Here is a 23285-nt window from a genome sequence, read left to right as displayed (position 1 = left end):
TTCATCATTATCTACTTTCTATTCACGAGCCAATAATCTTCCAGGATGAGCCCGACGGTAAAAACCACCAGTAAACTCATTAAGGTTTTTTTCAAGTTTTCTTGAACACGCTAGGCTGTTCTCCGGCCCTTCTGCCTGTTTCATCTCAAGGAAAAAGCGATTATCATTCCCTGACCACTTGGAGATTCTACTGAATGAGGTCCCGGAGAAAAATGACTGAACGTCCGCAACTACCAGACGTAGTGTCGAGACGACGAACAGGACAGCTATACTCGAAAAAAGCAGGCCGCCAGCTTCAGTCAGGCTATTGAAATCTTCGTTATTCTCCATTCCACGCCGAATAAGCCCTGGGCATACGCTGCTGCAAACCGCGCCGCCCTCGCCTCTTTGGTCAGTGCCGAAGCCTGCTCAAAGCGGGCTAGGGCTTGTGCTACATCGAAATTATTGTAGAGCACCTCATTCAAGATAACGTTAAGCTTTACATCGTTAAAAGATGCCCACCAGGGAGCCTGTACGGGCACTACGGGTTCGGCAACGGTATTGAATGAATCGGGTTTCGGAAGTCTCGACTCCGGCTCTAGATCAACTACACGAAAAGAGCACCCAGATAAAAAAATATTAGGGAAATAAATATGCGAATCCTCAGGGCAACCATCCTGTTTGCGACCCGGAAATCGATGAATTTTTCAATGCCATGCTTTAGAGCTTTATGCTGGTGATAGTTTCTGGTCTATAAACTTATAGTTCCTATCACTTCGCTTGCCCAGGGAAAATGTCCCTGATATTTACCGAAGATAGGTCGTGATTCTATTACTGATAATATAGCACGGAAAATCCATCTAAGAACAGTTAATTTTATCGGCCCGGTTATTGATTGAATGTAAAATAAAGGTAAAACTTGAGACTTTCTATAATTACCAGACCCTGAAATTCTGCAGGTGGGTAAAAGATATTTGAAGAATCAGAAACATCTATAACAAAAGTATTGACTATGCCAGCTAAGAAAATAATACTAAAGTCCAATTGAACTTGATTGCCCAAATTTGATTGAATAGTAAAGGGGTTTCTGACACCTTTCGCTTGAGACGAAGCGGTGCTTCACTACTTTAAAGAATAAAAAATTCTATTTGCTTTGCATAGGCTTAAACATGGAGATAGAAAGCACATCTAGAAAGGTTTGGGTACACCGGATACGAAAGGAACTGACTAGTTCCAGGACTCTAATATTTTCATTTTTCATATTTATTCTCATCTACAATCTTTACTACTTTAACTCATTCCTGGTACCAGATACCGATTTCTTTGATTTTAGGGAGAAGGCAATATCGTTCACAAATCTAACGCTTCCCAACAAACCCGAAAGCTATCAGCGCCTACCCTTTTATTCCGTATTAATGGGTTTTTTATCCATCTTTCTGCCGGTTAGAGAGCCGATTCTTTTTGCCGCGGAGTTTATAAATCTAGTAAGCTCTATTGCCTCCATACTGCTAATTTACTTAATCTCACACCGATTTATCGGGAAAAGTGCATTCTTCGTCGCATTGTTGTTCGCTTTTCATCCGCTAACCACCCACATGACCATTCAGCCAAGAGCAGAAATGCTGACTCTTATGCTTATCCTCTCCGGATTCTGGTTGAGCTTTGAGGACAAATATTCGTCTTATTTATGCGGTTTTTTAGCAGCAATAACCAGGTACGAAGGAGTAGTCTTTATAGTTTCTCTGCTGATCAAGGACGTTATTTTTTCCAAGAGAAGGTTTTTGATTGTTCTGCTCTGCCTTTTTTCAGCTCTGGGAATCATAGCTTGGGTAGTACTAAATTACCGTGCTTCTGGGCACATAAATCCCTATCATAATTACCATGGAGATGAAATCGGAAGGAACCTTGCAGGTGAGCTCAGCTCCGCTGCCATACCATACATTAAATTGAAGCTAGCCGGATTACTGAATTTCATCCCGAGTGGTTTTCTAGTGAGAGAAGTGTTGGGCACATTGGCACTAACTCTGGGTGCGATTGGGTTTTACTCATTCTTCAAAAAAAGCTTCAGAAATACCCTTCTCTTGTTTTTGTTCTTGATTGGTCATCTTACCATCCACTTTATATTCTATGCTCTGGCCGAGCAACATTTCTTCCTCATCTCTTGGATCTGTTACCTGGCTATTGCGGGAGGGATAATATACATAGCAAAGTCTATGCAAAAAACCCTTCTCAAATCACCCATCAGTCATCATCTGAGATATGGATCTCCAACAAAACCTAGGTTCTATATTCTGGTTTTCGTACTAATGACTGCCAGTTTACTCTTATCCAGCCTGAGCACCATGGATAGCCATACTTTTGGATTTTGGATTCTCTATATCTTGCCCTCTATCCTGGCGTTGTGGTTTGTAATCATTTCATACGACTCACAGATTCCGAAGAACCGGCTTTTAATAATCGTACTATTGCCCGTCTTAAGTTTCATTCTTGGAAAAAATATATTATTAACACAGGAAAGAATGGAAAATGCTGCATATACAAAGTCCGAATTGAGGCTGGTTGGGGAGTGGCTTTCCCTGAATATAAATGATGGTGAAAAGATTGTGGTAACAGTACCGCGAGTAGCTGGTTATTACTACAACTTAATGATAGCGTCAAGAGATATAGCCGTAAATCGCAAGGTTCCAGTCTCGGGACCCTATGTCGATAACCACGGGAACTTTCTCTCCCTAGGGAGTTTCAACGCATCTTCATATGAGTCATTCATCAGCGAATTAAAGAGCAGGGGAGTCACCTATGTCGTCTGGAATTCTCATCATGGCAAATACCCTCAAGATTATTATTACTACAAAGCAAATAAAATACACTTAATATCAGAGCTTGGTGATGGACGAGATAAATCAAATTTTAAGTTAATCAAGACTATAAGGGTTGGGCCTAATTACGCCTTTATTTATAAATTTGTTCCTGAACCCGATAAAGTCGTTGAATAAAAGCCCGGAAAATTATCAAGTAAAGTAATCATTATGAAAGACGCTTACGCTGTCGGGATATGAAAGAGTTCAAGAACCGGTCGGCATCTTTCTCTCTACCACGTTTAATCCGGAAAAGCGGGGTTTTAAGGTATGGGTTTGCCTTTGGCGTTCTGTTCTTCCTTTTTTTTATACTCATACTCGGTATAGCTGTCTCTTTCTGGTGGCAAAACCCGGAGGTAGGATGGCTACAGACCACAAACCCACAGGAGACGGCGATTATACGTTATAGAGAGAGCAGAAAAAAAGCTGCGGGCAAGCCGGTGCAGAGACGCTGGCAATGGGTTTCACTTCAACAAGTATCACCTTATTTAATTCACTCCGTTGTTGCCGCAGAAGATGGCGAATTCTTTGGGCACCAGGGATTCAACCGGGAATTTAGATGGCAGGCCCTCTTATACAAAGTCCGAATTACCAGAGGAGGCTCAAGTATCCCTCAACAACTGGCAAGGAACCTTTTCTTAGAACCATCCCCCAATCTAGGACGAAAAATACGGGAGGCTTTCATTGCCTATCAGCTTGAGAAGAACCTGACTAAGGAAAGGATCCTGGAATTGTATCTAAACACGGTTGAGTGGGGCGATGGAATTTATGGGGCAGAAGCCGCAGCTCGAGCCTATTTTAACAAACCTGCTGCTGAATTGAGTTTATCCGATGCCGTTCGACTAGCTGCGATTATACCTAATCCGTACCGATTTTCCCCCCTTGATGGTACTGATGAATACGTGAAGGAAAGATTTCGGATTATATCCTCAAGATTGCTTAAAAGGGGTTGGATAAGCAAACATAAATACGACCTGGCTCTAGAAGAGCTATATGGCTTTCGGTCATCTAAAGAAAGGGAATTGACCATAGTTGTGCCCCCCCAGCCACCATCCAAGATTCTTGACCCTAATTACTGGATTTCAAAGCTCTCTGACCCGGATAAGGTAATCATGACGGATACCGAAATTAATTATTTCAACAGGCGTGCCCTGCTTATAAGCGGTGGAATAGATATTTTTGGCTTCCCGGATTCGCTATCCGGGAGGGAAGTAATAGATAAGATCGTAGAGGCCTCCGGGCTTTCTTCACTTGCTACAAAATACCAAACTAATAATGATTCATTTATCGAGCCAAAAACTATAAACGTCGGCCATGAACTACTAATAAGATATGACCGTAATAATAATCTCCTTTCCAAAAATTTCTATTACGACCTAATATATAAGCTTAACCTGGATAAAATTTCGGATGAAGTGAGGATACGCTACGCCTTGGTCACAGAGAGGACAGACGTATTTGCATGGCCTATCGATGAGCTAATAATGAGTAAACCATACGACTATGAATTCAATGCGATTGAGCAGAGTGCTATCTACTTGGGAACCCCGGTCGCAGTGCTCCATACCTCCAGAGACGGCAAATGGTTTTTTATACGTACACAGTATTTCCACGGATGGATTAAAAAAGAACATTTGGCCCTGACAACCCGTGAGGAAGCTAACGCTTACCCGGGCTCACCCTTTTTGATTATTACATCCCGCTCGAAACAAACAAAATCAGGAGTTAATCTAGAAATGGGAACCCAAATCCCATTAGTAAAAAACTATGATAACGGCTTTGACATAAACATTCCCACTAAAGGGAATGACGGCAAACTCACATTTGTTAAAGATTTTTTGAGCCACGAGGGAGTCAACGAGGGGTTTCTTCCCTACACAAAGCGCAATGCTCTGACCCAAGCATTCAAGCTACTAGGCGGACCTTATAGCTGGGGTGGGGAAAAAACCGGTTGGGACTGTTCTTTATTCGTACAGGATATCTTCAGCACCTTCGGTATAAAACTTCCCAGAAATTCAGGCTGGCAGGCAAAGGTTGGCACCGATATCGCCTCATTCAAGGAAGGAACACCGGCCAAGGATAAGCTCTATACGATAAAACACTGGGAGCCCGGGGTAACGCTTCTTCGCCTCCCCGGACACATCATGCTTTATTTGGGACAAGATAAAGGAAAGCCTTATGCGATACACGCCATTTGGGGAGTGTTTAATAAACAGGGTCATCTCATAAAACTCAACAGAGTAGCAGTCACCGGTCTTGAACTAGGAGAAGGGGGGGAAAGGGGATCCTTGCTCGGGAGAATAACCGATGTGGAGGGTGTCTATTCGGACCATCTTTATTTTCGAGTACTACTCGAAGACTTTTACCATTGGCTCTCATCTCATCTTCCCCGGGTTAAAGCGGGTGTTGGGTTGGTTGTTGCCTTAATTTGGGTTTTTGTCTTTGTGATTATATTGGTGCATCTGATGAAAGAGATTAAAAAAGGGAAGAAAAAAGAGATTTAGCCCTTAAAAGTTTTTAGTTCCAGTGGTAGTTATGCGAAATTAATTTAATTCTGGTGAACTAGACATCGCTTTTTTTGATTCTCTCGGTTACCGATACCAACCTTTTTTTCTTGTTTGAGCGTATCTCCCTGTATTCGTCTTCAGCGATTTCCCCTGCCTCATACTTATCATCAAGCTCGGCAATCTCCATAATAAGCTTCTCCCTCTCTCCTGCTAAATTCTCTTCCTTCAAAGTAGAATCTTTAAGCAGAGCAGAACTTCTCTTAACCCGGAAGGAATATAAAACCCCTATGCCCACTAATAAAAGCACCACCCCAAACGCTACCCATTTGAGAAAATTCTCGCTCAATACGGACTGCCCTAACTCGATTTTTATTTCCGACCCGGGCTCTAGACCGGAACCGGTCCATCGGATGAATCTCTCATTGTTTATGTTCACCCTTTCACTCCCGCCGAGGCCGTTAACCTTTATATCCACACCAGTATCAGAGACCAGAAGAACGAACCCCCCGGTTGGGTATATTATCCTCTTCTCAATCATGTTTTTGCCGGCTTTAAACGGGAGTTGATAGGCGTATATCACCCTTCTGATCCCCGGACCGAAAGAAGTAGTATCGATAAAACCCCGTTCAGTTCGAACCACGCTTTCAGAAGCCAGCCCGTCCATAAACTGGATATTCTCCGCCCCCTCCGGAAGGTCAAATCTGAGAGTTTCTCTGATGCCGTCTTTGTTTTCTTTGCCGACGTAGATCTGCTTGCTTCCGTTGTGAAAAACTACTATCTCCGCTATGGAAATTTGCCCGTCGGAAACCTGAATAATCATGTGGTCGGCATTCACGCTAATGTGCTGGTTACTCTCGGTGGGCTCGTAAACGGGTAATTCAAGAGTCTTGGTATTCTCCTCAGGATAGAAAACCATTTTATCCGTCGTGTACTCCGCACCCTTGTAATTGAGGGAGATGGTGTAGCTCCTGTCCCAGGGCAGGTTGGCAAACTCAAACTGACCTTTACTGTCGGTTTTCGATTTTCTCTCCTCCATGGCCCGGTCGCCCAAGTAAGAGGTTAGGGTTAACTCCATCTCTTCGGGGATATCTTCATCGGTCTCGTTCATCACCCGTCCCTTTATGACGCCTCCCTCCGGCTTTGAAACATCCGTGATTTTCACCGAGAGCAGATAATCGGCTATCAGTTTTGCCTCTTCCGGCGGGACACCGATAGGGGGCATCGGAGGATATCCCTCATTCAGAGGCATCTTCCCCTTTGATTGATAAACCATCTGAGGGTTGACCATCCACTCCTCTATCTCCTTCCGCTCGTATCTGGCCCCGACTCCTTCCAGGTCTGGCCCGACGAACCTTCCCCTGCCGATCGTGTGGCAGTTCACACAGCGGTTTTCTATGAACAGGCCCTTTCCATCTAATGGCGTGGCCGGATTATCCTGGGCGTACACCCCTTGAATCAGAACTAGGTATGTAAAAAGTAAAAGAATGGCAAAGGGCATAAGAAAAAATACCCTGCCGGAATTTTTAATACGCCTGTCTAGTTTGATCCTCACCTAATTTGGTCCCGCACTTGGAGCAAAATCTGTCTTCGGGCTGATAAGAAGCCCCACACTTGGAACAAAGATGCTCAAGGCCCTTAGACCTCAACTTGCGAGCACGCAAAATTTCCTCTTCGAGCCCCTTGTCATCAGCCAATTTGGTCCTTCGAGTCTTTCTAATTTCTTCTTCTAACCCGTCTTTTAAACCAGCATCATTCATTTCTGCTTCCAGCTTTTCTATATTCTGGAGAAGCAAGGCTGCCTCAGTCTTGTATTTTGTCTCCAGTTCCTGGTAGTCTTCTTTCGTAAGCTTTCCCACTTCATAGTCAAAACCGACCTCTTTGATCGCAGCGAGAAGAGACTCCTTCTCCGCGTTGAGTCTCTTTAATTCGGCTTCCCTATCACCCTTCGGCCTATCCGGGTCTTCGGAGTCTTCTTCAACCCTCCCCCTGAAAAAAGGAAGGGATATAAAAACCGCTACTGCCATAACTATTATCAGGATAAATATCTTTTCCACGACTACTCCTACTGGGGAAACTGTGTGATTTTAATAACCTGGCAGGAACACTTTTCAGGCTTTGACTATGGTATCCTTCGAAACCCCTACGCTATACCTCGCACCCGCTTCCGCCCTCCTCTCCACTCCGGCCGGCCACATGGTTACGATCGCCCCGAGAAGGAGCACCACCCCCCCTGCCCATATCCAACTGACCATCGGGTTTATCAGCACCCGGAAATTTGCCGCCCCGGTATCGTCCACGCCGGTAAGAATGACGTAAAGGTCGTCTTTAAAAGTGGAGCGGAGCGCCACCTCCGTCTCCTGGTTTATCTCCCGGTTCCCCTCGTATTTATAAAGGTTCTTCTCCGGTACCATACTCCCGATCTCTTTTTCTCGGTTGAATACCGTTAGGGTGGCCGCCGTCCCATCCTTTGCCGGAGTACTGTACCGCCTAAGCTGGTCAAACCTCATCGTGTACTTTCCTATGCTCAGTGTTTCGCCTCTTTTAAGGGTCGCCTCCTTCTGAGTAACGAAAGCCGACGATGCAGTTATACCTATCACTATCAGCACCACCCCCAGATGAACTATGTACCCGCCATACCTTCTCCGGTTTCTGGAGATGAGACGGTAAAGAGCAATCATATAATTTTCACCGCGGCTGCTGCGCACCCTTACCCCTCTGAAGAATTCGGTAAACACGGTAGCAGAAACAAACGCGCAGAGACCGAAAGAGACCAGCGCTACGATTTCTCTGATACCGAGAATGAATAGCACTATCCCGGTCAGAAGACCGAAAATGGTCGGATATAAAAAATTCCTCGTTAGATTTTGCCTGGACGCCTTTCTCCACGATATCAGCGGCCCCACCCCCATGAGCAATATCAAAATCAAGCCCATCGGCACGTTTACCCGATTAAAATAGGGCGGACCCACCAGTATTTTTTCCCCTTTGATCGCCTCGGTCAGTATCGGGAATATGGTCCCCAGGAATACGGAAAAGGCCGCGCCCAAGAAAATGAGGTTGTTGAATAAAAAGGCGCTCTCCCGGGAAAGGATAGAATCGAAATGATCCTCGCTCTTCAGGTCATCGAGCCTGAGTATGAACATACCGAAGGAAAAGAGCAGTATTACGCCGATAAAAGCCAAGAAATAAGGCCCTATATCGGACTGGGCAAAGGAATGAACGGAGGAGATTATGCCGCTTCTGGTGATAAACGTCCCGAATATAGCCAGGAAAAAGGTGAGTATTACCAGAGCCATGTTCCATTTCTTCAACATTCCTTTCTTCTCCTGAATCATGACCGAGTGAAGAAATGCAGTTGCCACTAGCCAGGGCATGAACGCCGCATTCTCCACCGGGTCCCAGGCCCAATATCCTCCCCAGCCCAGCTCCAGGTAAGCCCAGCGCGCCCCCAAAAGTAGACCTAGGCTCAAAAATGTCCAGCAGAAGATAGTCCAGGCCCTGGAGATTCTTATCCACTCGTCTCCCAACCTTCCGCTGATAAGGGCTCCCAGGGCAAAGGCAAAGGGAACCGTAATCCCCACATAACCTATGTAGAGCGTAACCGGATGAATAGCCATGTAGGGATTCTGAAGTATAGGATTAAGTCCATTCCCATCAGCAGGAACAAAAGGAAGCCTCTCAAACGGGCTCTCCACAAACCCAATCAGGTAGGTGAAAAAACAGGATACCGCCGCCAGAACCCCCAGGACGAAAGGCATCAGCCCCCTATTTCTTTCCCTATTTAGAACAACCACCAGCGCCATATAGATTGAGAGTATCCATGACCAGAGGAGTAGTGAACCGGCCTGCCCGGCCCAGAGGGCGGTGACAGTGTATATGGTGGAAAGGTCCCTACTCGAATTCAATGCTACATACTTAAGGCTGAAATCACGAGTGAGAAGGGCATTTATCAATGAAATACAAGCCAGGGTCAGGAGAAAGAATAAGGCGACTGCCCCGTTCTCCGCACTCTTTATTAACTCACGCCTTCCGGTCTTTCCCCCGGCCAGAGATGCAATCAGGATATAAACGGAAATTATGAACGACAGGAATACAGAAATGACCCCGGTCTCGACCATCTTAGATGTTCTCTCCCTTCTCTAACCGGTCAAGCGATTCGTATTTGGTTGGGCACTTGGCCAGGAGCACGCTCGCCTGAAACACATTCTCCGGCGTGTATACCCCCTCCACCACCGCCTCTACCTCATCCTTGAATATATCCGGGATTATTCCCTTATAATGAACATCTAATGTCTTTTCTCCATCGGTGATCTTAAATTCGAGGCTACCATCCAAGTCCTTCTTTATCGAGCCTGGAACTACCGTTCCCGAAACCCTTACTTTATCCTTGTACACGGAAGGAACCCCCTCCTTTAGCTCCCCTACCGTGAGGTAATAAACCTTGGCCTCCTTCACCCCGCCGTATACCAGATAGGACAGCGTAACGACGATAACCGCTATCGCTATGATAAATTTGATCCTTCCTCTAAGCATCTCTTAATTCGCCCCCTGGCTATGCCAGCCAGCACCCTGCTGGCCGGTTTTGTGATTAGCACCCTTGAGCGCCTCTATCTCTTTTCTTAAAATTTGGTTTTTCCTGAAAAGAATGAATGTGTATATGAATAAACCTAACCAACAAACTAGTTGCGCCCAGAATAAATATGGCATCCCTACTACGCAGCCTCCTCGAGCTTGATCCTGGCGATATCATCTTTCATTTTCTCCAAATTAATTCTCTCTATAAGAATAAAGATGAACAAAAGAGTAAACGCAAAAAGGGTGATCAAAAGGGCCACCATCATTTCCGGGGCTATGCCCCCTCCTCTCCCGCCAAAGACTACCGGTGAAATGCCGCGCATCAGTCTGGCCGAGGCATAAACCAGAGGGAGGTCAAGAAAAGCGATTATTCCAAATACGGCGGCGTACCTCGCCTTCTTTAAATCGTTTCCTGCCGCTGAGCGTAATATCAGGTAGACGATGTAAAGCATCCAGAGAATGAATGTAGTAGTAAGCTGGGGATCCCATGTCCACCAGGTGCCCCATACCGGCTTTGCCCAGATGCTCCCGGTTATGATAGTGAGGGTGATAAACAGAACGCCGATCTCTGCAGAGGTAAAGGCTAGGATGTCCCAGAAACGGGTCTCCTTTCTCAGGTACTGAATACTGGCTATGAACACAATGATAAATGCGACCGTGGCCACCCACACCGTGCCCATATGAAAATAGAAGATCCTCTGAATATGCCCCATAACCGCCTCGGTCGGGGCGTAGATAAACACCGCATAAAGAGACGCTATCATAGAAACAAAGGTTAAACCCAGAAGAATTTTTATCATCTTGGAAGAATTCTTTATTTAGCCACTAATGGTACACGATATTAGGATTAATCTTTTATCCTGCATCCGTGTCTACTCTTATCACGTACTCAAAAATAACGGCGCAAATAACCAAAAAGATTATATCGAATGAAACCAGAACTTTCAAAGCGGACAATATACCTAAAAAGGCTCTGACTAAATTCACCCTTCCTCGTGCAGGATTTATTACCGAAGCTCCGGCTCAAAGAACCTTCCTGGCCTTCAGGTCCTGAATCACTACATATAAGTAAAGAACCAGCGCAAGGCCTATCAAGACGCCGCCAAATGTAAGCGAGATTATGAGCGTAATAGGGGTTAGGTTAAAAGCAGTCAGGACTATCGAAAGCAAGCCCAGAATATTCAATATCCCGGCAAGCACTATAATACTGTTGAACTTTTTATTCTCCATTATTAATACCCTTCCAAGCATCCTCTGGGTGCGGTGATACGTGACATTCCGCGCCGAAACAGGACTGCTTATTCAGCTCTATATCTTGCTCGTATTCTTCATGTTCTGAAACTTCTTGATACTCCTTCACCGGGCCGTGGCAGTGAAGACAAATCTGGTTGTTGTAGGTCCCTTTTAATTTGAGTGGAGTTTCATAACCCACCACGTAGTAAGACATTATATGCCCGATCCCGGACATCTTTGCTTTAAAGGTCCCAAAAAGCCCATACTCGCTGTGGCATTGATAGCACTGATTATCCGATATCCACCGGTAATGGTAATGAAGGGCGGCTATATGCTCGCTGTCCGGGTTTTTAAGGTCCTCAATATATCCATTCATTACGTGGCAGGAGTTGCAGAAATCAACCGTCTTTGACTGCTCGAGCGCTTTACCATAATTCAGGAAGTAAACCAGAGGAGAAAGAAGAAAAAACCCGATAAAAAGAAGCCACTTAGAATTGGTATCCTCTATGAAATTCTTCTTCCTGATAAAAACGGAATAGACAACCAGGATTATGGTCGCAACGGATAGCGCCACTATAACCGATTTTATTAAGCCTAACTCCATACCGTGCATCGGGGCCCTCTAGTCCAAAACCGTGGTTATACGAATTACATCTATTCCTCTTTCAGGCAGGACTTGAAATCCTTATCCTGCTGCTCTTCATATTTAAGGCTCGACAGGAATGCAACCAGTGAAGTGAGTTCTTCGCTCGTTCCTTTGAACCTCTTTCTGTATTTTTTCTTCGCTTTCTTGGCACATTCCGGGTTGTCCTGAAAATAGGGCTTGGGATCCTGGACAAATTTCTCTATCCACTCTGCACTCCTCATCTTACCCACTGCGGAGAGGTCGCCGCCGGTCTTTTGGTCTTCCTCACCGTCCTCGTCCTCTTCCTTCGGTTTGACCTCTACCCCCTTGGCCTTGGCAAACTCCTCTTTCTCCTTCTCGATCAACTTTGCCTCGGCGTTTACCGTATGGCATGTATAGCACCTCTTCTCGATGAAGATCTTGCGCCCGGCGTCAACCTGGCTTTTATCTTGCGCCCAGCTCAGGCTGGCTGAGAAAACGAAAACACTCAGTATGAGAACGGGTCTATAGAAAACGGAGCATAAAACTTGTCCCATATTACATACCTCCTCCAATCAGTATCTTTAAAAGTTTCATGGCACTTTGCACATAGCTCATTATTAGCTATGGGAAGCCTTAGATAAACTTCCTTATTTTCTTCTACCTTAATTTTATCCTCAACCTCTTCCTCGACGTACGGTACTACGACCAGTTCAATAAACCTTCTGCTCCTTTCGTTAATATCGGCATCATATACGACCCTTCCCTTTATCGCCCCTTCCGGATGGGGGTCGTGACAGGAGAAACAGGCGATTTTTCCATTTTCATCCCCGGGAAGAGGCTTGGCCTCTTTCCCCTGGTGCTCCTTTACCCCTGCATGTTCCATCTCCTCGTGACAGCCGAGACAGTTTTCCGACGGAAGGTCAACCAGAAAATAATCAGGGCTGGTCTCACCTTCTTTGGGAACCTTCGTATGGCAGTCTAGGCACACCGTTTGGTCCTCCAGCATCTCCTTGTGCGGGTTTACCTCTTCATCTTCCTGGGCAGAAAGACCCGCCGGCAATAATATTAATAAGAGACTGAGCACCAACGACCTACCGGTCATACCCACCCTCCGTATGGCATTTAACACAGAAAGACTTGAGTTCGTGGCAGTTCCCGCACGCCCGGGGATTTGCCCTGGCCTCGATTGCATGAACAAACCGGAAATTCCGGTCATGAAACCTAAGAGTCGGAAGATCCCTTCTTTTATGGCAGTCCTCGCAGAACCGGGGGCTGTGGCAGCTTTGGCAGTCCTCTTCATCGGCCTTGGCAAAGACGGCATGCTTGGTCATCCAGTCGAAGTTATGGTTGGCCGGCTGAATCTCCCTGAGGTTGAAATGACATAAACCACATTCATCCGGTGCCCTGTTGCCCGCCTGCGGGTTGTAGTGACAAAAATGACACGTTTCTTTCCCCGGGAAGAACGCCTCCTTAGAAATCTCAACCATTTTCTCTTCCTCTGTCTCTTCCGGAATCTCTATCCCCATTGTATGGCAGACAGAACAGCCAAAGCCCTCTTTTTCAAAAACCTTTTTATGCACCTCGTGTGAGAAGGTATCCTGCATCCTTTGAGGCCGCTTGGCTTTCCATCCCCATTCCGTCTCCCCATCCTGCGTGGGACACCCATACAAGGCCGCGATGAGAAAAGAAACAATAAAAAGAACTCCCACGAATAATTTCTTATTAGAAATAATAGCTCACTCCTAAGTTAGTTCTTATATCCTTGTCAAAATCCGGGTTGGTGTTTATTTCCACTCCAGCCTTTAATACCAGGTCTCTGGTTAAGAGGTATTCAGCCCCCATAATGTAGCTGAAGGCGTTGCCGTCTTTATTAGTGATTGTCTCAAAGTGAGCGTAGGCAAAAGAGAACTGAAGGTCGAGCCCTCTGAATATTTCTTCCGATATTCCAAAATTTAATCCTACTGCCCGGTCATCGTCCCGGGCATCCATGTAATAAAAACCTTGAAATGCCCGGAGGCCAATCTCCCGCCAGAAGTCCCAGGAAAACCCGAGCTTAAAGATGTATCCATTGGTCGATGTCCCCTCTAATACATCATAGTGTGCATACGAAAAACTCGACGAAACTTCGAGATAACTGGTAGGTAAGTACGTAACCCCGACCCTGGCCTCGTGAAGCCGACTTATAGAAAACAGGTCAAAGATGGCATCTATCAGGTATTCATCACGGTCCTCATCCGGTTTGTAGGTATCGTATTCCAGGTTTAAATGCACCGATTTGAGCGGGGTAATCCCGACGCCGACGGTAAAGAGGGCGAGATTCCCCTCCCCGACGTCAAACTCGACCAAACTATAAATGTCCGCAGATTTGGTGAAGGGAATCACCCGGTTGAAGGCAAAGTTAATGAAATGTCTGGTGGAAAAATCGTCCGGGTTGAAGAATTCATAACCGAGGGATATTATCGAGCCGAGAAGCTTATCGGACTTGATCTTGACACCGAACACGGTAGAACTCTCCAGGGGCTCTTCAGGCTCCGGTTGAATATCCTTGTCCTGATAACCCCCATAGGCCACAAGCTCGATTCCATCGACCGGACGATACCGGACCAGCCCCCCGTCCAGCAGGAAAAAATTAAAGCTCTCGGTGATGATTTGCCTTCCCAATCGCAATTCGAGAGACCTGGAGGTATTGTTAAACTGAAAAAAAGCATTATACACATCAAAGGAATAGTCCTCTCCGTTGAAGATTTCCCTTCCTCTCAAAAAGGTGTTAAACGAGACACGCCCGTCCGGGCTGACGGTGTTGAATTCCAGATACTGGTAGAAAGGATAAATGTTTTTTTCGGTTCCATCCGGCCGAAGTAAAGGACTAGGTGCTTGGAATACCGAATAAAAATTTCCAAAGAAGCCCAAGGATTGGGGTAAAAATACCTCGCCCTGACCATAGACTTGACCGTAAACTGTTACACCATTGATAGATATTGATATATAAGCAAAAAATGTTGCGGCTATAAGTGTCTTTCTCACCTACTCCATCACTCCATTATCCCCGTGACATATGGGACAGCTATCAAGCCCCTCCTGCTCGACAAACTCTTGTATATCTTCCAAAGGGAGAAGCCCTCCGGTTCGGTCTACCCTATGTATCTCATTTATGGGATGGCAGGCAAAACAATCCGAACGACCCCAGCCGTCCGGGTGGTCTTCCTGAGTTAAGATTAGTCCGTCAGTACCCTCGAATATGTTGCCGAAATCTTGCCCCTCGTCGTCACCGCCTACACAACCGAGAAGTAGAAAGACTGACGCTACAAGCAGGGACCTCTTCATTTAATTACCCTTAATCTACCGGTTGCGGACGAATTATTCTCTCCTCAGGCGGAAGTGGAGGCAGATGCACCTCTTCCACGCCGAGTGGATCACCAGCTATGTGACAGTTGGCGCAATCACCCTCGGCCTGCGGGCCGGCAAGATGGCCTTCCCCGGTTAACGCTTCTCCGTCCGCACTCACTCCAAGACTGTCATGACAAGAGGTGCAAACAGAAATAACCGGTTGAGTAAAGAAGGTTTCTGTGATTGTCTTGGTGTTAAATCCCCTTGTGAACTCGTGGTTAGTAGATGGCAACACGTCATCCCCCAAAACACCGGTTCCTGGAATTAGGGTATTTGTCCCCCTCAAATGACATGCCTCACAGTCTGCTGTATTGCCGGGATAGCGAACCTCCCCAAAATTAACCGCCCTTTCAGACTGGTTGGGGAAAGTACCGCCCGGTGGCGAATATAGTAAATACGGTTGCTTAGTTAAATTCTCTCCAGTATGTATCTTATGAATAAAGACCTTAAAATCGAGGGAATTGGTCAAAGCGGTCTCACCTACGGGAGGGAGTTGTCGGCTCAACGTGTCGTGCGAAGGGTTATGGCACAGGGCACAGTATTCACTGTCGTTTCTAATGTTGCCGTGGACACTGAAATCCCTGGAAAATACCCCGTGGCAAGCTATACATTTTGTAGAGGTATCAACCGCCATCCGCCGCGGAACGGCTTCTTCATCGGTTATAGGGAAATAAGAAACCACGTTGTGTCCAGCAAAACGGACCTCGTTAAACACCTCGCCTACATCCTCTATTCCATTTCCATTGAGGTCCGGCGAATTAGGAGGGGGAGTACATGCTATCCCTCCCCTTCTTTGATTCGCTCCCTGAACAGTGGCGCACTTATAGCCTTCAATCCCCACGGCTCCGCTTCCAGACGCATCGTTAGGTATCATGGCTTTAAAGGTATAAGTAAAATTACCGTCGGCGTCAGGGCCTTCGGCTGCACCGGGTACATTAATCGTCTCCTGTATATAATTCTCCCCACCGGGCGTCCAGGGGCTTGTCGGGTCGCCTGACACTATCTCCCCGTCACCATTGTAATCCTGGCCCGAATATTCCCTTGTCGGTACGGCTAGGGTAAGTCTTAAAAAATTCATATCCGTGGGTGGTATTGTTTCTCCCAGGTCAGTGGTGATATTAAAGGTGACCTTGGGATGCTCGCCGGGTTTTACCGTGGAGGCTCCGGTTTCTGCACTCTCAACCCGCACAATCTCAAAATTTACTCCGGCAATCTGCGCCGATTTCACCGGTATCGTATGACTGCCTTCTACCGACAGGTCAAACTCCTTACCGAAGAACGGAATATGGCATCCGGAACAATTGTTATCGTCGAGCTGTATACCTCCGCCATGGTTTGTTCCACTCACAAAGTTAACATCATCATGACAAGAGCCGCAGGCATTTCTAGTGGGGTTATTCTTGAAGTTCTCGCTCTGGGTTGCCCCGGTATGACACTTGGTGCAGTTCCTCGCATCCTGGGGAAAGGCTACATGTGAAAAGTCCAGTATTTGATCCATAAAAGCCTCGAACCGGTAAGGAATACCAGCCTGGACGCTTGGGAGTTCTTCGGCGTAATGAATCTTGTGGATCATGATTTCAAAACCGATGTTGTTTCCGGTTCCCGGGTCTATATGTTCTACAATTTCTCCGCTAGACGGGTCTTCAATCTCCGTGGAATGACAAAGCACGCATAGTCTAACGTCCCTCCTAGCACCTCCGTGCGCTTCTAACGGGTCGTGGCAGGTATTGCATGTTTCCACTCTTACTATATCCCTAACGGTCGAGACCTGACCGCCCGCAGGTATAAAATCGAAAGTGGCGTTTGAGACAAATCTCTGGCTTCCTATAGTCTTAGTCGCATAAACACCCACCGTATGAGTAATATTGCTATCAAAGTTCTCCGGAAGAACAAAAGCAAATGTGTAGGTAAATACCCCGTTGCCCAGGTTCTGAAAACTACCCTCTGACGAACTCTCTGAACTGGCCTGTACGGCTGATTCGCCGGTAGTAGGGCTTGTTTGAACCCGGGTAATATAGTCAATGTACTCGGATTTTCCTCTTTCGATCCTGGAAATTACCCAATTCATGCTAACCCCGTCCGTTCCTATCGGGTCTCCCTCATCATCCGTAAGCCTGAAAGTTACGATCGGTCTTCTGTCAGGCGATATCGAAGCCCCGATGATCTCCACATTAAGCTTATTTCCAGTTACTTCCGGAGGAGGAACCACTCCCCCACCACCTCCACCCCCACCACCACAACCGCCGATGAGACCGAAAGAGAATATAAATATCAAGACAAGATTAAATAATGGAGAGAAATAAAAAGAACATTTCAGAAAATATTGAAAAATAGCAAGCATTTCCCCACCCTCTCCTAGCTTATCTTTGTTACTCACTTTTTATTATAAAATGCTTCCTGAATCAAGGGACAATTTTAGTGATAACCTAATAAAACTAACAATTAATACACTCCCCTTCTAGGATTAAAATCTGGGAAGAGATGGATTGAGCTGCAAGTAAAATCAAATTCTAGATGTCACCTGATTAGGATACGAATAAAACTTAATAAAAGCCTCTCTTTTTTACTTTTTTCTAACCCTGTTGAAACATTCAAGCACTGTTACCTTCTTCTGCTTATACACGCTCTACTCAGATGGAACAATCAGGTAAAACCCTTAGAATTAGGAAGAAAAAACCTGAGACGCGTGAAGTGGAAAACCCTGGTTAGGCTACGGCTCCAAGCTTATTTGGGTTATGCGTATCATAAAGATCTGGGCGTACATCTCAGAAGACAATACAAAAGAGCAAGGTTAAAGATTGTAAGTTGTCTGAAAATCGGGCAACTATTTGATAGAGCCTTCCTTAAAATGACAGTCTCTATAGTGAGTTACGTTTTGGCACCCCTCTTGCGCTTGTTTATTACGTGAAGAAACAAGCCGAGAAAATAAGAAGCGAGATTAACGCCCTATATAGAGTCCCCGGTAAAAAACCTTCCAATGTGGCTAAGGAACACCCAAGGCTTTACCTTAAGGCCCGGAAGGTTTTCGGTTCGTGGAGGAAAGCTCTAGAGGCCTGCGGGATAGATTATGAAGAGTCTAGAAATCGAAAGAAATGGTCTCGGGAAAAAGTATTAAAGGAGATAAAAAAACTATATGAAAGTGGTCAAAGCTTAAGGCCAAGGAATTTTAGAGACAATGGGATGATAAGTTTAATGTCAGCAGCCACGTATCACTTCGGCTCCTGGCGAAAGGCGGTCGAGACGTGTGGCGTGTGCTATTCATATGGAAGGGATAGAAAAGGCGGATCGACAAATTCAAGGACAGCTCGTAAGCATGAGAAAGACCCGACGGTTCTAAAGTAGCAAACGCTCGTATAATTCGATAAAACTTCACCGTGAGTGCTGTTCAAGACCCTATTCCTCAAGTACATATTCAAAAATAACTGCGCAAACTACCACAAAAACTATGTCGAAAGAAACCAGAACCTTAAAAGCAGACAAAGCATCACCAATCGTCCTGCCGTCCAATATGGCGGTGGTGAGCTTTACCGAGCTTGCGATTACCGGGATGATTATGGGAAAAAGCAAAATCGGCAGAAGCACCTCGCGTAGCTTTGTGCTCAGGGCTATCGCCGAGAACAGGGTTCCTACGGACACAAACCCTACCGTACCCAGAAAAATAATCAGGAGTAACGGTAACAAGTGATTGCTCAAATCGAAGTTGAAGAAGAGTACGAAGAGGGGAAGAATAATCATCTCCACTACAAACACAAAAATCAGGTTGCCGACCATCTTTCCAAAGAAGATGAGGCTTCGGTCCGTAGGGGTGAGCAGAAGCCCTTGAATCGCATCGCCTTCCTTCTCCAGGGCAAACGACCGGCTTAGGCCTAAAACCCCGGCAAAGGTAAATGACACCCAGAGTATGGCCGGGGCGGCGACAGGGATAAGCTCGGCCGAAAAATCAAAAGCAATGTTAAAGATAACCATAATCAGGAGAGCGAAGGTGAACATGGAGGAGAAAAGCTCCTTGGTCCTCAGTTCGGTTATTATGTCTTTCCAGACTATCGCCCAGATCTTTTTCATTGGATTTTTTAACCACGAAGTCTCCAAGACACAAAGAAAAACTTCGCGTCTTAGTGTAGTTATGGTTATAAGTTCACCTTCTCAAGATAAATCTCATTGAACCTTTCCTTTTCAACTCCATCTATTTGACTTTCGTAAACGATTCTGCCTCCGCTTAAAATCGAGACCCGGTCACTTATCTCTAGTCCCTCGGCAATATTGTGCGTGGTCATTATAATCGTTCTGCCGTCCGACTTAAGCCATCTGAGCATCTCCCCAAATATCCTGGCCCCATTCTGGTCTAAACCGGTGTAGGGCTCGTCCAGGAGTAGAATCTTGGGGGCGTGGACAATCGCCCGGGCAACGGCCAGGCGCTGTTTCATCCCGCGAGAAAAGGTCCTCACCAGGTCGTACATCCTGCTCTCCAGTCCGACCTCTTTGACCAACTCGAAGGCCCTCTCTACCGGATGGGGGAGACCATACATTTCGGCGAAGAATCTAATATTCTCTACGGCGCTCAAACTTTCGTAAAGATAAGGGTCATGGGAGATTACACCGACCAGACTACGCACCTTATCCGGCTCTTTTTTTATATCATGATTGGATATGATTAATCTTCCCGAAGTAGGCTTGGTAAGCGTGGAAAGTAATTTTATGAGTGTTGTTTTGCCCGCTCCGTTGGGACCGAAGATGGAAAGAAATTCACCTTTTTTTACTCTTAAATTTAGTCCCTTGAGAGCCTGAAAATTTCCGTAGGATTTCGCTACACCCTCGGCAATTATATCTAACTCGCTGCTTTCCACCTAGGCATTGTCCTTGAATATCGAAAACCCGGATTTGGTAAAGTACCCTAAAAGAAAAGATCTTGCAATTTACCGATAGTAAGAGCGGTGGTCTTTATGCTTATACCCATGTTTATGATGTTTATAATGTTTATGCCCGTGATAGTTATGGTAATGATGGCTGCGATAGTTATAACTGTAGCCATGGTGGCCGGGATCGTAGTAATGACAACCCAAGCTTAAAATCATGACGCCGAGCGCAAAAACCGCTATCAATAAAAAGGAATATTTTCTCATCTGTATTCTCCTTATCCGGTATTCTCGTTCATATAAACTCCGAAACCCGACTTAAAGTTTCATTGCAAACTGGTCAAAATAAGAGATTCATTATCAGAGTTCATGTGATGGTAATCAAAGGGCCCGGATGATGGACAAAGAGATAGCAACCCCTCTTTAGTTCCCCCTTACTAAGGGGGTAATTCAAAGGGGGTAGACAAAACAGATTTATGCTTCATCCTGCAAGTAAGTAACACCGATTCAGTTACTTTTCCCCCTTTTAGATGATAGAATAACAAAGAGTCAAAGAATCATGCATGAATTGGTTAGAAGACTGAACGACTTCCTGGCCAGGGAGCTCTGGTATATTGACACCGGCTCCCTCGATGGTTTCCGGGCTTTCCTGGTAAAGGTACTCAGGCTAATTTATGTATCCGTCCGTGAGTTCTCCGAGGGTGAACTCACGTTGAGGGCCATGAGCCTCGTCTACACCACCCTTCTCTCCCTGGTCCCTCTACTTGCTTTTAGCTTCTCCATACTCAAAGCCTTTGGGGTTCATAACGAACTAGAGCCATTACTCTACAATTTCCTCGAACCGCTCGGCCCTCAGGGTAATGAAATAGCCCAGAAGATTTTAGAGTTCGTAGAGAATATGAAAGTCGGCGTTCTGGGTTCCCTCGGACTGGCAATTTTGATCTATACGGTCATATCCCTCGTCCAAAAGATTGAAGACGCGCTAAACCACATATGGAAGATAAAAAAAGGGAGGAGTGTTGTAAGAAGGCTTAGCGACTATATAAGCATAATCATAATCGGCCCGGTTCTTATGTTCACCGCAATCGGACTCAATGCCTCTCTTTCCAGCAATGCCATGGTGCAAAAACTGATCGCCATAGAACCCTTCGGCACGCTGATCTACTACGGGAGCAAACTGGTTCCGTACATCGTGGTCAGCATAGCCCATACCTTCGTTTACATGATAATACCCAACACTAAGGTGAAGATAGATTCCGCACTCTTGGGCGGCGTGGTTGCCGGGGTAATGTGGCAGACCACCGGCTGGGCGTTCACCTCTTTTGTAGCATCATCGACAAAATATCCGGCAATATACTCCAGTTTTGCAGTGATCATACTTTTCATGATATGGCTATACCTGAGCTGGCTCATACTTTTGATAGGTGCTCAAATCTCTTTCTGCCACCAGAATCTGAAATTCTTGACCTTGAAAAAAGAGGCTTTTCACTTAAGCAACCGGTTGAAAGAGAAAATCTCTTTTCTGATAATGTTCCTCATCGGCTATAACTACTACCACGATAGGCACCGCTGGACATTGGACTTGCTGGTAGACCGCCTGGGGCTTCCGGAAGAGCCCATCCAGAACGCCCTGAGCCAGCTAGAGAAGAAGAAGCTGGTCATCGAGACGGCGGATGAACCCCCCACATATCTTCCGGCGAGGGACCTTGAAACCATCAGGCTTAAAGAAATACTCGATTCCACCAGAGCCGACGGCCAAAATAATCATTTAGAACATAAAATTTACTCAGTTCCGGAAGTTGATTCGGTTGTGGAAAGGGTTGATGAATCCATCGGAAGCGCCCTCGGTGAGGAAACTATCAAGGACATAGTACTTTCTCATAAAAAAGATATATAATTCGCTGCGTCTGCTAGAAGCGAAGTGCTCAGGACGGGCTCTGAGTCTAATCGAAGGATGGTTCTCTTGATGTGTTCACCCTTCGACTGCGCTCAGGGTGAACGGATTTTTATCCCTCTTTTCTAGCGGATGCTAATCCGCTCATAATGAGCCTGTCGAAGTATGAATTTAAAATGTAAGGAATCCCCTATTCGACAGGCCTGTCCTGAGTTTCATCGAAGGGCTCACCACAGGCCTTGATGAAGAGCCTCTCTCGAACTAACTCGAGGGAGCTTGTGAGGAATCTTTAAACTCAAATTCCGATTATTACAATCCCGGTTTACTGGGCATACCATTCTTCAAATCAAGAAAACCCCTTTTAACCAGTAATAAAACAAGACCACGTAATAAGAGATAGGAAAGACCAGTATAAGGCTGTCAAACCGGTCGAGCACCCCTCCGTGCCCGGGAAGTATCCCGCCTGAGTCTTTTATCCCCACACTCCTCTTGAGCATGGATTCTACAAGATCACCGAATACGGCTATGACCCCGACTATAAAACCGAAGAAAAACGCCCAGTAGAACTCGAGCGGGGACTTAAAAATAAGGTTTACCACCTCTCCGGTAATAATCGACAAAACCAACCCGCCTACGGTTCCCTCAACCGTCTTTCCGGGGCTCAGCACCGGGGTTAGCTTTCTCCTTCCCTTCCATCTCCCCACGAAGTATGCCCCGGTATCGTTCAAAAATGTACAGGCGACGACCAGGACGACGTAGAAAAACCCGGGGTCCCCGAGCCCCTGCACCGTTTCGGCGTAGGTTTTAAGGGCCGGGGTTTGGTCTATGTTCCTTAGCAGGATGGAATGGCTGAGAAACCATCCCAGGTAAACTACTGGAAAAAGTGTGGCGCCTATTTCTGAGATGGACCCGGACAAGTCCCCCTTACCTAGCCGCAAAATAAAAGCCAGCGCCGTCACGATTGTGAAGATGGCAAGAAGAGGTATATATCCAAAGAAAGCAGCCATGCCCAGAGCTACACCGGACAGGAAAGCCAGCATCGGCTGATACGAGACACCCTTTTCCTTGAGAAGCTTGTGAAGCTCGACCTGACCTGCGAGAATAATGGCCAGTATAAGAAGGAGAAAAGGGATTCCGCCTATATGGAAAATAAAAAGGAGGAGAGGAACTCCAAAGACTGCCGTAAGAACCCTCTTGGTCAAATTGCCCATGTCCGTTAAGCGGATATACTTTGCATAAAAAAGATGGTCAAGGCCATATCTGTCCAAAATAGGTTTTAAGGGAAGGGAGCTCCAACAGGTAGAATTGATTTATTTGCAACAACAAAACAACCACCTGAAGGAGGCATCCCGTGAACAAGTATAGCAGTATTTTTGGTCAAATGTTACGAATAAT

General features: G+C 46.0%; 24 protein-coding genes. 4 read left to right on the top strand and 20 right to left on the bottom strand.

Annotated elements, in window-relative coordinates; translation table 11 throughout:
• Positions 1 to 18: 18 nt before the first annotated feature.
• Positions 19 to 330 carry a hypothetical protein gene (locus tag VNN20_03105; GenBank protein HWP91173.1) on the bottom strand — a complete coding sequence of 104 codons (312 nt, stop codon included), beginning with the start codon at positions 328 to 330 and terminating at the stop codon, positions 19 to 21.
• Positions 300 to 521, bottom strand: a complete 222-nt coding sequence (locus VNN20_03100; GenBank protein ID HWP91172.1) for a hypothetical protein — start codon at positions 519 to 521, stop codon at positions 300 to 302. Before VNN20_03100 ends, VNN20_03105 begins: the two co-directional genes overlap by 31 nt.
• Positions 522 to 1148: 627 nt before the next feature.
• On the opposite strand from VNN20_03100, the gene VNN20_03095 reads away from it, so the two are divergent.
• Positions 1149 to 2972, top strand: a complete 1824-nt coding sequence (locus VNN20_03095; protein HWP91171.1) for a hypothetical protein — start codon at positions 1149 to 1151, stop codon at positions 2970 to 2972.
• Between the two features lie 59 nt (positions 2973 to 3031).
• Positions 3032 to 5338, top strand: coding sequence for a transglycosylase domain-containing protein (locus tag VNN20_03090; protein HWP91170.1), 2307 nt, complete (start codon positions 3032 to 3034; stop codon positions 5336 to 5338).
• 58 nt (positions 5339 to 5396) lie between these two features.
• On the opposite strand, the gene VNN20_03085 is transcribed toward VNN20_03090, so the two are convergent.
• The 14 genes from VNN20_03085 to VNN20_03020 all read right to left on the bottom strand — a co-directional run bounded on the left by VNN20_03085 (position 5397) and on the right by VNN20_03020 (position 17484).
• Positions 5397 to 6893, bottom strand: a complete 1497-nt coding sequence (locus VNN20_03085) for a cytochrome c (GenBank protein HWP91169.1) — start codon at positions 6891 to 6893, stop codon at positions 5397 to 5399.
• Positions 6865 to 7395, bottom strand: coding sequence for a zinc-ribbon domain-containing protein (locus VNN20_03080; protein ID HWP91168.1), 531 nt, complete (start codon positions 7393 to 7395; stop codon positions 6865 to 6867). The genes VNN20_03085 and VNN20_03080 overlap by 29 nt, the downstream gene beginning before the upstream one ends.
• 54 nt (positions 7396 to 7449) lie before the next feature.
• Positions 7450 to 9459, bottom strand: coding sequence for a heme lyase CcmF/NrfE family subunit (locus VNN20_03075; GenBank protein ID HWP91167.1), 2010 nt, complete (start codon positions 9457 to 9459; stop codon positions 7450 to 7452).
• 1 nt (position 9460) lies between these two features.
• Entirely contained in the window at positions 9461 to 9874 is a 414-nt protein-coding gene (locus VNN20_03070) for a cytochrome c maturation protein CcmE (protein ID HWP91166.1), read from the bottom strand.
• A gap of 3 nt (positions 9875 to 9877) precedes the next feature.
• A complete protein-coding gene (locus VNN20_03065; protein HWP91165.1) occupies positions 9878 to 10048 on the bottom strand; it encodes a hypothetical protein in 171 nt (56 codons plus the stop codon).
• Between the two features lie 5 nt (positions 10049 to 10053).
• A complete protein-coding gene (ccsA, locus tag VNN20_03060) occupies positions 10054 to 10716 on the bottom strand; it encodes a cytochrome c biogenesis protein CcsA (protein ID HWP91164.1) in 663 nt (220 codons plus the stop codon).
• Between the two features lie 223 nt (positions 10717 to 10939).
• Positions 10940 to 11146 (bottom strand): hypothetical protein, encoded by a 207-nt coding sequence (locus VNN20_03055; protein ID HWP91163.1) that lies wholly within the window; start codon positions 11144 to 11146, stop codon positions 10940 to 10942.
• Entirely contained in the window at positions 11136 to 11762 is a 627-nt protein-coding gene (locus tag VNN20_03050; GenBank protein ID HWP91162.1) for a NapC/NirT family cytochrome c, read from the bottom strand. The genes VNN20_03055 and VNN20_03050 overlap by 11 nt, the downstream gene beginning before the upstream one ends.
• A gap of 41 nt (positions 11763 to 11803) precedes the next feature.
• Entirely contained in the window at positions 11804 to 12310 is a 507-nt protein-coding gene (locus VNN20_03045; GenBank protein ID HWP91161.1) for a c-type cytochrome, read from the bottom strand.
• A complete protein-coding gene (locus tag VNN20_03040) occupies positions 12262 to 12858 on the bottom strand; it encodes a hypothetical protein (GenBank protein ID HWP91160.1) in 597 nt (198 codons plus the stop codon). Before VNN20_03040 ends, VNN20_03045 begins: the two co-directional genes overlap by 49 nt.
• Positions 12848 to 13465, bottom strand: coding sequence for a cytochrome c3 family protein (locus VNN20_03035; protein ID HWP91159.1), 618 nt, complete (start codon positions 13463 to 13465; stop codon positions 12848 to 12850). Before VNN20_03035 ends, VNN20_03040 begins: the two co-directional genes overlap by 11 nt.
• A 13-nt stretch (positions 13466 to 13478) precedes the next feature.
• The gene (locus VNN20_03030; protein HWP91158.1) at positions 13479 to 14780 is read right to left on the bottom strand and encodes a hypothetical protein; all 1302 of its coding nucleotides are present in this window, start codon (positions 14778 to 14780) and stop codon (positions 13479 to 13481) included.
• Positions 14781 to 15080, bottom strand: a complete 300-nt coding sequence (locus tag VNN20_03025; protein HWP91157.1) for a hypothetical protein — start codon at positions 15078 to 15080, stop codon at positions 14781 to 14783.
• Positions 15081 to 15090: 10 nt separating this feature from the next.
• Positions 15091 to 17484, bottom strand: coding sequence for an OmcA/MtrC family decaheme c-type cytochrome (locus tag VNN20_03020; protein ID HWP91156.1), 2394 nt, complete (start codon positions 17482 to 17484; stop codon positions 15091 to 15093).
• Between the two features lie 563 nt (positions 17485 to 18047).
• Between VNN20_03020 and VNN20_03015 the strand changes: the two genes are divergently transcribed.
• Entirely contained in the window at positions 18048 to 18485 is a 438-nt protein-coding gene (locus VNN20_03015; GenBank protein HWP91155.1) for a hypothetical protein, read from the top strand.
• Positions 18486 to 18536: 51 nt separating this feature from the next.
• Here VNN20_03015 and VNN20_03010 read toward each other — a convergent pair whose 3' ends face one another.
• From VNN20_03010 to VNN20_03000, 3 genes are all read right to left on the bottom strand, one after another.
• Positions 18537 to 19205: a heme exporter protein CcmB gene (locus VNN20_03010; GenBank protein ID HWP91154.1), complete on the bottom strand. Its 669-nt coding sequence runs from the start codon at positions 19203 to 19205 to the stop codon at positions 18537 to 18539.
• A 65-nt stretch (positions 19206 to 19270) separates the two neighbouring features.
• On the bottom strand, positions 19271 to 19987 hold the full coding sequence (locus VNN20_03005) for an ABC transporter ATP-binding protein (protein HWP91153.1): 717 nt from the start codon (positions 19985 to 19987) through the stop codon (positions 19271 to 19273).
• 47 nt (positions 19988 to 20034) lie between these two features.
• Positions 20035 to 20172, bottom strand: coding sequence for a hypothetical protein (locus VNN20_03000; GenBank protein HWP91152.1), 138 nt, complete (start codon positions 20170 to 20172; stop codon positions 20035 to 20037).
• A gap of 383 nt (positions 20173 to 20555) precedes the next feature.
• Here VNN20_03000 and VNN20_02995 point away from each other — a divergent pair, with 383 nt between their 5' ends.
• Positions 20556 to 21893, top strand: coding sequence for a YihY/virulence factor BrkB family protein (locus VNN20_02995; protein HWP91151.1), 1338 nt, complete (start codon positions 20556 to 20558; stop codon positions 21891 to 21893).
• 338 nt (positions 21894 to 22231) lie between these two features.
• On the opposite strand, the gene VNN20_02990 is transcribed toward VNN20_02995, so the two are convergent.
• Positions 22232 to 23101, bottom strand: a complete 870-nt coding sequence (locus tag VNN20_02990) for a phosphatidate cytidylyltransferase (GenBank protein ID HWP91150.1) — start codon at positions 23099 to 23101, stop codon at positions 22232 to 22234.
• Between the last annotated feature and the right edge of the window lie 184 nt (positions 23102 to 23285).

It is taken from the genome of Thermodesulfobacteriota bacterium, from assembly GCA_035559815.1.
Lineage (GTDB): Bacteria > Desulfobacterota_D > UBA1144 > Nemesobacterales > CSP1-2 > DATMAT01.
This window is presented reverse-complemented; position numbering and strand designations above follow the sequence as displayed.

What these genes read in the sequence shown, in the direction of transcription:
- VNN20_03090 (HWP91170.1), top strand. Translation starts at nt 3,032, where the DNA reads ATGAAAGAGTTCAAGAACCGGTCGGCATCTTTCTCTCTACCACGTTTA.
- VNN20_03050 (HWP91162.1), bottom strand. Translation starts at nt 11,762, where the DNA reads ATGCACGGTATGGAGTTAGGCTTAATAAAATCGGTTATAGTGGCGCTA.
- VNN20_03075 (HWP91167.1), bottom strand. Translation starts at nt 9,459, where the DNA reads ATGGTCGAGACCGGGGTCATTTCTGTATTCCTGTCGTTCATAATTTCC.
- ccsA (HWP91164.1), bottom strand. Translation starts at nt 10,716, where the DNA reads ATGATAAAAATTCTTCTGGGTTTAACCTTTGTTTCTATGATAGCGTCT.
- VNN20_02990 (HWP91150.1), bottom strand. Translation starts at nt 23,101, where the DNA reads ATGGGCAATTTGACCAAGAGGGTTCTTACGGCAGTCTTTGGAGTTCCT.
- VNN20_02995 (HWP91151.1), top strand. Translation starts at nt 20,556, where the DNA reads ATGCATGAATTGGTTAGAAGACTGAACGACTTCCTGGCCAGGGAGCTC.
- VNN20_03010 (HWP91154.1), bottom strand. Translation starts at nt 19,205, where the DNA reads ATGAAAAAGATCTGGGCGATAGTCTGGAAAGACATAATAACCGAACTG.
- VNN20_03055 (HWP91163.1), bottom strand. Translation starts at nt 11,146, where the DNA reads ATGGAGAATAAAAAGTTCAACAGTATTATAGTGCTTGCCGGGATATTG.
- VNN20_03095 (HWP91171.1), top strand. Translation starts at nt 1,149, where the DNA reads ATGGAGATAGAAAGCACATCTAGAAAGGTTTGGGTACACCGGATACGA.
- VNN20_03065 (HWP91165.1), bottom strand. Translation starts at nt 10,048, where the DNA reads ATGCCATATTTATTCTGGGCGCAACTAGTTTGTTGGTTAGGTTTATTC.
- VNN20_03070 (HWP91166.1), bottom strand. Translation starts at nt 9,874, where the DNA reads ATGCTTAGAGGAAGGATCAAATTTATCATAGCGATAGCGGTTATCGTC.
- VNN20_03000 (HWP91152.1), bottom strand. Translation starts at nt 20,172, where the DNA reads ATGGCTACAGTTATAACTATCGCAGCCATCATTACCATAACTATCACG.
- VNN20_03025 (HWP91157.1), bottom strand. Translation starts at nt 15,080, where the DNA reads ATGAAGAGGTCCCTGCTTGTAGCGTCAGTCTTTCTACTTCTCGGTTGT.
- VNN20_03020 (HWP91156.1), bottom strand. Translation starts at nt 17,484, where the DNA reads ATGCTTGCTATTTTTCAATATTTTCTGAAATGTTCTTTTTATTTCTCT.
- VNN20_03040 (HWP91160.1), bottom strand. Translation starts at nt 12,858, where the DNA reads ATGACCGGTAGGTCGTTGGTGCTCAGTCTCTTATTAATATTATTGCCG.
- VNN20_03045 (HWP91161.1), bottom strand. Translation starts at nt 12,310, where the DNA reads ATGGGACAAGTTTTATGCTCCGTTTTCTATAGACCCGTTCTCATACTG.
- VNN20_03105 (HWP91173.1), bottom strand. Translation starts at nt 330, where the DNA reads ATGGAGAATAACGAAGATTTCAATAGCCTGACTGAAGCTGGCGGCCTG.